Origin of the sequence: Methylobacter sp. (assembly GCF_030680395.1) — a bacterium.
GTDB lineage: Bacteria > Pseudomonadota > Gammaproteobacteria > Methylococcales > Methylomonadaceae > Methylobacter_A.
This window is the reverse complement of the sequence record NZ_JAUXVR010000007.1, coordinates 146,001-157,925: the sequence shown is the minus strand read 5'-3', so window position 1 is coordinate 157,925 and position 11,925 is coordinate 146,001. Positions and strand designations below refer to the sequence as shown.

Sequence of the window (11,925 nt, the reverse complement as noted above, 5' to 3'; positions counted from 1 at the left end):
TAATGCATCCATTACGCAACCCCAAACTGTTCAGGCCAGTCCTGAGCCTGTCGAAGCGGTTGTTTGATCAACACCGGCGCTACCGGCAGCGTTTGATCCCGGTAACAATCCGGCGAATTATCCCGAACCGGCAAATCTTTTGCCTCGGCTTGCCAAAGCACAAAACCCGTGCCTATCCGAAATGAGAAGATATCGGCGCTATCAGGATCTTTAGCGCTTAGGTGTACCCAGCCACCCGCGACCAGCTCCCGTATGCTTTCCTGGCGCGCATAAATCTGCTCCAGCACCGTGGTTTTGGCCTCAACCAGAATCTGCAAGCGCATCGGCTCGTGGATTTCAATCATTTGCCGAGGCAGGCCCGTACGTAAATCGCCGCTCGCTCCTTCCATTACGCCAAAAAAACCGGTGACGTTATGCGGTACTTTAGAGCCGCAGCCGAAGCGCTCGTTATTAACGGTGGAAAAATAATATTCCAGATTAATACCTGCGCCAACCGGAGCTACCGCCAGCAAAATGTTTTCCAGCACCTTGCCGTCCGGATCTTGAGTCGGATCGTAAGAAATCAAAAATACCCGACGATCAAAAAATGCGCCTTGCGTTAAGCAACGACGACCGACGACCGCCGAAGCATTAGTGGCATGACCGAGTTCAGGCCGCGCCTGGGAGAAATCGGCGGCACGTTCCTCAATATGGGCCAAGGCCTGTTCGGGGGTCGGATTACGCGGAGCCGAAGCCAGCCTGCGACAGCGTTCGTGTGCCGACATCTGTTGGGCATGCCGTAATTCCTGCTGTAGTTTGTTTAGCCCGGCCAGACGCTCGGCGGGAAGCTGATCAAGGTCATACCAGTTGATTTCTTCATTGCAGGTGTTGTGCTCGGCACCGATAAACCAGGTATCGGACGGAATAGTGATGCCGCGTTCCGCCAGCAGCCCGCGTATTTCAGGACGATTAGCCATCGCTGCGAACACCCTGGCGTTCGGCCCGCCGTGCCGACCGCTACAGGCGCCGCAATCGTAAGCCGCCAAATGCGGGTTGTTTTGGCTGATGGAACCGTGTCCCATTAACACAACCAATTCCGAGAAGCCATAGGTCAGGCCGGTATTGCGCAAAAAGCCTGCAACCCGGTCGGCCTGCTCGCTATCGGTAAATCCCAGTTTGGGGCGCTCGGGTGCGGCAATCATTGTCCCATCCGTAGAGGTAAACAGCAGCTGTGTTTTAACCTCAGGCAAAACCAGCCGGGCTATGCCGGAAACCAGTCTTTGTTGCGGTTTTGGAAACAGGGCTTTAGCCAATAATCCGGCGAAGGTCACGGGTGCAATCGTATTGATAACCGGATGCGATAACCACAGATTACGCCGCAAGCCCTGATGTACCTGATTGGCAAACCACCGGCTCAGCTTAAGTCCACGGTTGTGCTTACGTAGCGCCGACTCGCTGCCGGACTGCGGTACTTCCCGAACTTCATGCGCGGGCGTTACCACCACAGGACACAGCGGCGTTACCTTGCTGTCGTCGAGTCCCTTGTAATTCATCGCAACGCCGAAAAATCCGGCTGCGCCCAATGTTTCAACGGCAGGATTGAGTTCTTCAAGATGACGGCGAAAGCCTTCTTCACGGTCGTCCATGCAGAAGATGATCTGCGAGTCGGGACGCTGCCCGCGCCCGGCCCAGCGACCGCGATGATGGTTTGCCCGTAGCGCCTGAAAAAAGTCCTCCCGGTAATGATGTTCGTAAGCCATCAGCCAGACTTTACTGCGCTCGGTCGGGGTGAATTCATCCAGCACCGCCAACATCGCCTGTAAATCCTGGGTATCCAGTTGTTGCAGGTCTGCGGCATTAAGCCCCAGATGCTGGCACAAACGAAACAGTCGCCAGCCGCTGTTACACGGCAAATGGCCGACTACAGCGTGGTTATCCGCCAATGGACTGCACTGCCAGGTCCAAATCAGGTCGGCAAGCTGCTGCCAATCGATGCGATCATAACGTTCGGAACCGGCATGCAAGGCCAACGATTCCGCCTGGTGGGTCAAATATTCCGGCAAGTCGCCCTGATACAAGCGACTGCGCACCATGAATTCCGACAGATTCTTGCGGAAATAGCTGCGAATTGAGCTGAACTTGGCTTCGATTTTCCAGGTGTCGCGGCAAACCTGATTCAGCCACAGCCGATCCAGCGTCAGGCGTATCGCCAGATAATCGGCAAGCGTTGGCGCGGCATCATTGGCGGTATGATAGTTAGGATGATGCTGCCGCCAGTTAATCAGCCCAGACCAGCCGGGTATTTCCAGCGCCAGCCGGCGAAGATAACCATCCCAGTGCGCTTGCGGTATTTCCAGGTGCTCGAGTTGCAGGATGATGGTATCGACCGCGTCTTCGGGCAATTCGGAGATAATCTGTTGCCAGTCGAGTAACTCATGCAAAAAAGGATTGGCGTCATACTGCGCCGTTACCCGCCAGGCCGCGTAAAGCCCTAAGCGATTGCGTTCAGGCAACTGCCATGCCGCTACGCCTTCATCCAGCCCTGATGCACAAAAGCGTATCAGCTGCGAACGGATAGCATCGAGAATGTCTATGCCGCTCAATGCCAGAATAAAGCCCCGCAAGCTAATGTTGCCGCCGACTTCGTCGAGCAGTTCATCCAGTGCCGCACCTGCCTGTTGCCGCATTTGCTGATGTGTCGATGCGCCATTCCCGTTCCCATGCCTGTCCCGAGCGGCGATGCTGACGACTTGCTCCAGCCAGTCGTCAGCCTGTTCCAGCGACAAATCCAGCATGTTTTCCGGGTGCAAAGCCGCCTGTTCCAGTCCGAGCTTGGTTAAAATACTTTTCCACAATTGCCGAATAACGTTGCTGTCGGCGGCTTGCAAGCTCTGGCGAATCGGCTCAGGCACATCGGCCTGCACCGCCTCCAGTGCCGCCAGCTCTTCTATTTGCCAGTTCAACTGGCTGACGCTAACCGCCTGCAAATCGAATAACAGCGCAATGCGGCAAATATCCTGTCGGGTGATGGTCTTGGCTTTTAGGCCGCAAACGATTTGCTCGGTCTGCAAGTTCGGATATTGAGTAAAGGCGGCGGACAGGTCGCTTTCATTAATGCGTCCCTGCCGATAAAAATCGCGGTTTTGCGTTTCAGGCAGGTAGCCGCAAATACCGGTCAAGGCTTCGAATTCAGCCAGGGCCTCGTCAAACGGCAGATGCTGAAAGCCATGTAAAGTATTGTGATGCACGAAATCGAGGATCGGCGCCTGCCCGGGCAGAACGTGATCCAGATGGTTTAGCGCTGAGGTGATTTGCTCACGTAAGTTTAAAGGAGACTCTTGCATTACTAAACCCTACAAAATCCGTTGACTAATCACGCCGTTCATCTGGCCGATGGTTGCTGCCGACAAATCAAGCAGCGGTCCAGGCATCAGACCGAACGCCACTACGCTGCTGACCAGTATCCCGGCAGCCAATAACTCCGGTGCCGTCAAGTCTTTGACCTGCTGCATCTGCGGCTTTACCGGTCCGGTAAACAACAAGCTGATAGTGCGCACCGCATAGGCGGAACCGATCAAAATACTCATGCTAAAAAACACCATCAAGCCCATTCCCAGGCCGATGCTTGACGATGAGCTATAGGTTCCAATCAAGGTATGCAATTCGGCAATAAAACCAACCGAACCCGGCAGCCCCATCGCCGCCAACAAGGTTAAAGTCATGAACAGGGCAAAGCGCGGCATCACCTGAACCAACGAACTATAATCCTGAATGTTGCGGGTATGCGTGCGCTCATACAGCAGACCGACCAGCAGAAACAGCGCCCCGGCAATCAGGCCGTGAGCGGTCATTTGCAAAACCGCGCCGGTAATGCCCGCTTCGTTCAATGTCGCGATACCCAACAAAACAATGCCCATATGGCTGATTGAGGAATAGGCCACCATGGCTTTGAGATCGCGTTGCCGCCAGGCCAAGAGTCCGCCATACAGCATGCCGAACAATCCCAGAAAAATCAGGAAAGGTTGCAATAGTTTAGCGGCCTCCGGCAGCATCACCACCGCCCTGATCAATCCGTAAGCGCCCATTTTCAGTAAAATACCGGACAGCAAAATACTGACCGGACTGGGCGCTTCGACATGCGCCAGCGGCAGCCAGCCGTGCAGCGGGAAAATCGGCATTTTAACGCCAAAACCGATCACAAAACCGAGCAGCACCAAGACTTGCTCAACCCGCGGCATGTCTTGCGCCGCCTGATGCATGGAGGACATTAAAGAGCCGCCGTGTTCAAGATCGTACTGACTGATCGCCAGCAAGCTGATCAGCATAAAAACCGAGCCGCCCATCGTGTACAGCACAAAATTAAGACTGGCCGTGTGCCGCCTCTTGCCGCCCCAGCGACCGATTAAAAAGAACAGCGGGATTAAAGTCACTTCCCAGAAGATATAGAACAACGCCCAATCCTGAGCCAGAAACACACCCAACATCCCGAATTCAAGCAACAAAATACAAATATGATAACCCTTAACGCTGCTGGATACGGAGAACGAGGCCAGCAATGCTATCGACGTTAGCAATGTCGCCAATACCAGCATGGGCATCGATAAACCGTCTATGCCCAACGCATAAGCGCTGCCTAACTTAGGGTTAAGCGGAAAGTATTCGTTAAACTGTAGATTGGCATCGTGCGCGTTATAAATGCTCAGCAGCCAGCAGACCAATAAAAAGGCGATAGTAGTAAACAGATTCGCGATATAGCGGATTAGCTGAATATTTTGACCGGAAATTAATGCCAGAAGCAAGACTCCGGCAGCCGGAGTCCAGAGCAATATGCTGAGTATCCCCATGATTTTAGTATTCCTTATGCTCTGTTGTCTGGTAGTTTAGAGGGTTAGCAATTGTACGTTAAGGTTGTTGCTTGGCAAGCATTAAGCTTGAACGCTATCAATAGTTTTTACCGATCATCGCGGATTTCAATAATGTAGGCGCCTGCAAACTAAAACTATTGTTTCACGCACGCGTCAAAAAGCGGTATCCACCGGCTAGTTTAACATTGCAACCTTTCACTATCCTTTCAAAGAAATGAGGAGCACACCTGTATTCCTTAGCTATGCGAACTGTTACATCTTATTCGCTTCAAGCCATACGGCCGACCGCATCTACCTGTTTCATGGACGGCAAATCGAATTTGGCGTCTCATCAGAAAACAAAGCCCTGTTTCAGAACTGCTTCAAACTGCTCTATCGGTACCGGCTTGCTGAACAGATATCCCTGCATTTCATCACAACCCTGTTCGCGCAGGAACGCCATCTGCCCTGCCGTTTCCACGCCTTCGGCAATGGTTTTCAGGCCAAGGCTCTTCGCCAGGTTGATAATGGCGCTGACGATCACTTTGTCTTCCGAATCGGTACTGATGTCGCGGACAAAGGACTGGTCGATCTTGAGTTTGTACACCTTGAATTTCTTCAGATAGCTCAGCGAGGAATAGCCGGTGCCGAAATCATCGATCGACATACGAATACCGCGCTCATGCAGATTATTCATCACGGCGATAGCGCCTTGCGGGTTGTGCATTGCCACGCCTTCGGTCAACTCCAGCTCCAGATACTCGGGCGGCAAACCTTCTTCGTCGAGTATGCGCGTGACCAGCTCCGGCAAATCGGGATGACGAAACTGCACCGCGGACAGGTTCACGGCCATAACCAGCGGGCCGAAACCCTCATCCATCCAGGCTTTTGCCTGCCGCACCGCGCATCTTAATACCCATTCGCCGATCGGCAGGATCAGCCCGCTGCCTTCCGCGACAGGAATAAATTCTGCCGGAGACACCATGCCCAATTCGGGATGCTGCCAGCGCAACAAGGCCTCGGCCCCGATGACATGGCCGTCTTGCATGGCCACTTGCGGCTGGTAATAGACCTGTAATTGGTTGCGCTCCAGCGCGTGATGCAGCGCATTTACCAATTGCAGATTGCGTGCCGAGCGAGCTTGCATTTCCTGGGTAAAGAAACGATAGCATTGGCGGCCTTCCTGTTTGGCACGATACATAGCGGTATCGGCGTTCTTGGAGAGTGTTTCCAGATCGCCGCCATCTTCCGGATAGAGCGCAATACCGATCGATGCGGTCAGAGCCAGGTCATAGAGTTCGACCCAATAAGACTCGGCAATGGCATCCAGTAATTTTTGCGCCACATGCACCGCGCCGATGGCATCGACGCCGGGTAATAACAAAATAAATTCGTCCCCGCCCAAACGCGTCACCGTGTCTTCTGTTCGAAGCACCAGGCGCAGACGCTTTGCCAACTCAATCAACAAGGCGTCACCAATACTGTGGCCGAGCGAGTCATTGATATCTTTGAAATGGTCGAGGTCGAGGAACATCAATGCCAAATGCCCGTTGCTGCGCTTCGCCAGGCTGAGGGCATAGTTAAGATGATCATTCAGTTGAGTGCGGTTCGGCAATCCGGTCAGCGGATCGAAATTCGCCAGATAATGAATACGTTCCTCAGTACACTTTTGCTCGGTTATGTCTTCGTAAATACCCAACATACCGATGGTTTCGTTAGCCTCATTCTGAAGCGGCACTTTAGATGTACGCAGCCAGATGATTGCCCCATCAGGCCTGGTTTGCTGCTCTTCAAAAGCAAGCTTGGGAATATTTGATTCCATTATCCGCCGGTCATCGGCTCGATAGTGTTCGGCCTGCTCTTTCCAGGCCAGCTGAAAATCGTCCTTGCCGATTATATCCTGTGCTGAGACTTCTCCCGCATCCTTGGCAAAAGCGGGATTACAGCCCATATAACGTAATTCCGTATCTTTCCAGAAAACACGTATGGGGGCCGTGTCGATGATCATTTTGAGCAGGCGATGCGAATCTGCAAGTAAACTTTCAGCCTGCTTACGTTGCGCTTCGTGCTCAAAACTGTTCAATGCGTAGTCGATGTCCATCGCCATTTCAACCAGCAGGTCGCGTGCGGGTTGATCAAAGGCATTGATTTCGGCGGCATATAAAGTGAAAACTCCAATAACCGCGCCGTTTCTGTGCAAGGGCAGCGCGGCTGAAGCATTCCAACCGAACGTTGCGCCGCGCTCGTGCCAGGGTGTGGTTACAGGATCATGCTGAAAATCCTGGCACCAAAAATGATGATCTTCACGCATGGCTGTTCCGGTCGGGCCTTGCCCGGCCGCCTCGTTTTCATCAATCGAAATTTGAATCCCTTCCAGATATTCCGTACCGCTACCATAAGACGCAACCGGCTTAAGCTGTTTGCTTTGTTCGTCCAGCATGCCTATCCATGCCATCTTCATTCCGCCGAAATTCACCGCATCGCAGCAAATTTGCGAAAACAGCTCATCTTCATTACTGCAGCGCACGATAGCTTGGTTGCACTGGCTCAAAGCGGCATAAAGCTGGGTCATGCGTTCATTTCTCAGTTCGGCTTCCTTGCGCTGAGCGTCAAAGCGGGCAAGATTGATCTGCGTTTCAGACAGCCAGCCCAGCACACTGTTTTCCATGCCTGCTGCGACAGGAATGGCGGATGAAAAATCTCCACGACCTATACAGATAATACGCCCATACAATTCACTCAGCGACGATCCCAACGTGGTATGCAAGATCCGGTAAACGCGCCGCAGCATAAATAACAACAACAAACCGGATGAGATGAATACCACGCGCAAGAACTCAGCATTATTCTCCGCAGCGTAGACGGCATCCAGGGTGCGTTGATTCATCAGCTGGTAGAACTCGCTGATCGGTTGCATGACACCAGCCTTGGCCTGATGGTAGCTTGCGTCTTGCAACATCAGGCTTGCTTTGAGACGGTTAGCCTCGATAGGTGTGGCCGTGGATTCGACCAACTTCATCGCGGCGAATTCAGTGTTGGTGAGCCTATCCGAATTAGCCTTGGCTTGTGCAAGCCTGGCAAATTCTTCCCCGGTAAAACCGGCTTGCTGCACCAGGTCCAGCAAGGCAATCTTTTGCCCGCTGTCCGGACGCGGGTCATCAGACAGTACCAGATCCCAATAGATATTGTGGTAATTGACCGGGCGGGACATCTTGCCGTCGCGGATGTCGATAATCTCCTGAAAATGTTGTTTATAGACAGGATTGCCGGTGATGACGTAACTTCGCACCATACGGGTAAGATCATCTGACGACTGACGTAACTCGTCAGCCAACAAATGGGATTGAAGCCGCGACTCATTGGCGCGATCAATCTGCTTTTCCGAACGGACGTATATGACAAAAAGAATGGCGAAAACGACAAACATTCCCAATGCCAGCCAGAGGCTACGCGAAAATCGCGATAAGTTGCTGGGAGGAGTCATTGTGTTTTTTCCTCTTTGTTCCTCGTGAATCGTCATAAGGAATTCTCTATTAATTGTAATTTAAACCGTTATGGTGCGAAAACGCTGAATTTTTTAGCTTTTTTTAAAATTCCGGCATTTTGAGATCACTTCTTGTTTCAATCAATTCAACCATGATTGTCTGTGGATTATTTAAACTCAAACTATCGCCTTAGACCCCTGCAACTATTTGGTTACGTCCTTCCGCCTTGGCTGCATAGAGCCCTCTATCGGCTCGCGCAACCACTTCAGCGGCCTTTTCCTGACCCTCTACAAACGATGCGACTCCGATACTGACGGTGACGGAAACCGATTTTCCGTCAGCCATCACAGGACTGTTTTCGAACCTTTTGCGTATACGCTCCAACGCAATTAATGCCTCCTCGCCAGTACACTCGGGAAACAGGATACCAAACTCTTCCCCACCCATGCGCGCCACTGCATCAATAGACCGGCAATTTTCGATCATAACCGCCGCAAGCGCACATAACACAGCATCGCCGCAATGATGTCCATAGGCGTCATTGATCGATTTAAAATGGTCCAGGTCAAGCATTGCAAAAGTATAAGTGTTACCCGTACGTAAAGCGCGTTGATGCTCGTTCTGCAAACGCGGCAGAAAAGCGCGCCGATTAATCAGTCCGGTCAAAGGGTCATGTTCTGCCGCATCTTTCCACAACTCGCTGGAGCGTTCAATTGAAGTCAATTGCCTGTTTTGCAGAGCGATGCCGAGTATTGTCAACGCACTCGAAAAAACGAAGGCCATCAGTCGAAAGTTTGAATCCGCCCGATCGGTTACCACGAATGGACCGGCATTATGCGCGGTGGCAGCGATGATACTCACTAAAGACATGGAGCTTACAGTTGCTACGCCAAATAGATTCACATTGAACGAAAGCACCAACAGCAGCGGTACGATAAAAAACACCGCTCCCGGTAGCGTAGTAAAACCGAGTATCAACAAGACGACCATGACCAGTGTTGTTCCGGCAAGCCAAACCAACTCCGCTTGGCTCATTTTTCCATCATCATGCCAGCCTTGATAAACCTGATAAACCAGCAGAATACCGAGACTGTCGGCCAAAACCAGCATGAGGAAAAAGTTTTCGGTTTCATCCCATGAGATATAGCCGCCGACAACCAAATTAACAGACAGGATGATGCTTGTTATCGCAGTCGGAACAATACAAACCCAAAGTCCAAACGGAACCAGATCATGGGTCCGTCTGAGTCCATTTGGCAAGAACTGTTTCAAAAAGTGCATGGCTATAATGCCAACCATGCCATCTGCGATAGCGGCGACTGCCGTATGCAAAAACGGACCCGGCCCGGAGGATGCGGACATGCCTGAAAAATTTGCGGCAAAACTGGCCAGAACAATGAAAGGGATGGACCGGTAACCCCAATGAAGACACATAATCAGGGCAATTCCGGACGGCAGCCAGAGTAGTGTGATATTACCCGGCTTAAGCGCAAATAATGCCATCCCGGAGTGGGCTAAAAAGTAGTAGACCAACGCGGTGACAGCTATCCAAATAACCGTTGTGTGTTTTAAGCGTGCCATGAAGTCGGTTTTTTTAAGTGGCAATCGCAAGCAGGTAATTGTAAGGTCTGCCAAGGTGCTAATCAGTTTATCAGCCGTTTTCGAGTATAGCATGAAAGCAAACGCTGACATTGCTCTTCATCGAGGCGGTGCTTTAGCTGGCAATTGGAAGCATTAAAACAAACAAGCCGCGAAATTCGCGGCTTGTAGGGATTTTAAGGATCGGCTTGAAATATTACTCTATGTTCTGTATCTGTTCGCGCATTTGCTCGATCAGCACTTTAAGCTCAATGGCTATTTTGGTCATTTCCTTGTCGGTCGATTTAGAGCCCAAGGTGTTGGCTTCACGGTTCAATTCCTGCATTAAGAAATCCAGCCGCCTGCCGACCGGGTCTTTTTGATTGAGTACCCGCAACACTTCAGTGATATGGGTTTCCAACCGGTCGAGTTCTTCGGTAATATCCAGTTTTTGCGCCAACAGAACCAGTTCCTGCTCCAGACGGTCGAAATCGGGCTGGGCGACCAGTTCGGTAATCCGGTCTTTCAGCTTATTGCGGATTAGCAACAATACTTCCGGCATGCGTTTCCCTGCCGAAACGACGAAAATCAGCATTTTTGCGCAACGTTCTTCGATCAGCAGTTTAAGTTGCGCGCCTTCTCTTTCCCGTACCTCCAGCAATTGTGCCAAGGCTTGATCGACCAGGGTTGTAATGCCCAGACTGAGCTGCTCTTTATCAATATCCGGCTCCTGCTGAATACCGGGAAATGCCAGTACATCCAGCGCCGAAAAGGACAAAGAGCCCATCATCTGCTGCTCTATGGTATTGGTCGCGGCCAGTAGTGTGGCGACGGCATCGGTATTAATGATGAAGCTTTGCCCGTTTTTAGCCTGTTTTTTGTAGTTCAATGAGCATTCGACTTTGCCTCGATTGATTTTTGCGGTGATGGCTGAACGCAGATCGGCTTCAACAAAGCGCAGGCGATCCGGCAGTCTTAAACTGATGTCGCAGTAACGGTGATTGACTGAGCGCAATTCACAGCTTATGGTTAAGTCGCCGATTTCTGTCTCGTTACCGGCAAACGCGGTCATGCTTCTAATCATTTTTCACCTATAATTAATGCGCTTTAGTACAAACAAACAACACAATGGCTGAATACTACGATCCGCATACTTATCCCAAAGAGTGGAACTACCTGCAAACCGGCACTATTATAGACCAGTATGTCATTGAGAGGGAGTTGGCGCACGGCGGTTTCAGTTCCGTTTATCTGGCCAGACAAATAGCGGATCAGGTTCAGGTTGCCATTAAAGAATATCTGCCCCGAAAGTTTGCCCACCGAACCTGGAACAATATGGTTGTCGCCAACAGTGAAGAGGCTGCGGCTTTATTCAAGCGCGGCAGGGTATTGTTCTTTGAAGAAGCCAAGGTTTTATCGACATTAAAACATCCTAATATTGTCCAGGTTATCGGTTTTTTTAAAGCCAATGCTACTGTTTATATGGTGATGACTTATGACTACGGGATTACGCTGGATAAGCTGTTAAAAGATAAAACCCTGCCTATTTCCGAAGACTTTTTGTTCGCCTTGTTCAATTCGTTACTGGCGGGACTGGGTCATATTCATAGTCAGCATTTTATTCATCTTGATATTAAACCCTCCAACATTCTGGTACGGCCGGGCAATGATGCGTTATTGCTGGATTTTGGCGCGATTCAGAGTTTTCCGAAATCGCATCTCAGTAAGCAAAGCAAGGTTATGACCAAAGGCTATTCGCCGATAGAGCAGCATGACTTGAGTGCGCAGCTGGGTCCGTGGACGGATATTTATGCGGTAGGTGCGAGCATGCGCAATTGCCTGGAGAATAAAGCGCCGGTTCCTGCACGGGACAGGGTGCAACAGGACACCTTGATCCCCGCCGTCAAAGCGTTTAAGCGAAAGTTCCCCGAACATCTGTTAAATGCCATCGACTGGGCTATGGCGTTGCAGCCGGAAAATCGTCCGCAATCAGTTGCCGAATTGCAACAAGCTCTTGCCCGCAGTTGATTATTCTAAAT

At 51.2% G+C, this 11,925-nt stretch carries 6 protein-coding genes; 1 reads left to right on the top strand and 5 read right to left on the bottom strand.

Annotated features, from left to right (window positions below):
* Positions 1-11 precede the first annotated feature (11 nt).
* The 5 genes from Q8L79_RS03465 to Q8L79_RS03445 form a co-directional block, all read right to left on the bottom strand.
* On the bottom strand, positions 12-3,323 hold the full coding sequence (locus Q8L79_RS03465; RefSeq protein WP_305268045.1) for a DUF2309 domain-containing protein: 3,312 nt from the start codon (positions 3,321-3,323) through the stop codon (positions 12-14).
* A gap of 9 nt (positions 3,324-3,332) precedes the next feature.
* The gene (locus tag Q8L79_RS03460) at positions 3,333-4,823 is read right to left on the bottom strand and encodes a NuoM family protein (RefSeq protein WP_305268044.1); all 1,491 of its coding nucleotides are present in this window, start codon (positions 4,821-4,823) and stop codon (positions 3,333-3,335) included.
* A gap of 352 nt (positions 4,824-5,175) precedes the next feature.
* Positions 5,176-8,307 carry an EAL domain-containing protein gene (locus tag Q8L79_RS03455; RefSeq protein WP_305268043.1) on the bottom strand — a complete coding sequence of 1,044 codons (3,132 nt, stop codon included), beginning with the start codon at positions 8,305-8,307 and terminating at the stop codon, positions 5,176-5,178.
* Between the two features lie 190 nt (positions 8,308-8,497).
* The gene (locus Q8L79_RS03450) at positions 8,498-9,889 is read right to left on the bottom strand and encodes a diguanylate cyclase (protein ID WP_305268041.1); all 1,392 of its coding nucleotides are present in this window, start codon (positions 9,887-9,889) and stop codon (positions 8,498-8,500) included.
* Positions 9,890-10,103: 214 nt separating this feature from the next.
* On the bottom strand, positions 10,104-10,970 hold the full coding sequence (locus Q8L79_RS03445) for a YicC/YloC family endoribonuclease (RefSeq protein WP_305268039.1): 867 nt from the start codon (positions 10,968-10,970) through the stop codon (positions 10,104-10,106).
* Between the two features lie 44 nt (positions 10,971-11,014).
* On the opposite strand from Q8L79_RS03445, the gene Q8L79_RS03440 reads away from it, so the two are divergent.
* Positions 11,015-11,914 carry a serine/threonine-protein kinase gene (locus tag Q8L79_RS03440; protein WP_305268037.1) on the top strand — a complete coding sequence of 300 codons (900 nt, stop codon included), beginning with the start codon at positions 11,015-11,017 and terminating at the stop codon, positions 11,912-11,914.
* Positions 11,915-11,925 lie beyond the last annotated feature (11 nt).

Bases quoted from the DNA above. Each gene is read 5' to 3' on its own strand.
- Q8L79_RS03440 (WP_305268037.1), top strand. From the start codon at position 11,015: ATGGCTGAATACTACGATCCGCATACTTATCCCAAAGAGTGGAACTAC.
- Q8L79_RS03450 (WP_305268041.1), bottom strand. From the start codon at position 9,889: ATGGCACGCTTAAAACACACAACGGTTATTTGGATAGCTGTCACCGCG.
- Q8L79_RS03460 (WP_305268044.1), bottom strand. From the start codon at position 4,823: ATGGGGATACTCAGCATATTGCTCTGGACTCCGGCTGCCGGAGTCTTG.
- Q8L79_RS03445 (WP_305268039.1), bottom strand. From the start codon at position 10,970: ATGATTAGAAGCATGACCGCGTTTGCCGGTAACGAGACAGAAATCGGC.
- Q8L79_RS03465 (WP_305268045.1), bottom strand. From the start codon at position 3,323: ATGCAAGAGTCTCCTTTAAACTTACGTGAGCAAATCACCTCAGCGCTA.
- Q8L79_RS03455 (WP_305268043.1), bottom strand. From the start codon at position 8,307: ATGACTCCTCCCAGCAACTTATCGCGATTTTCGCGTAGCCTCTGGCTG.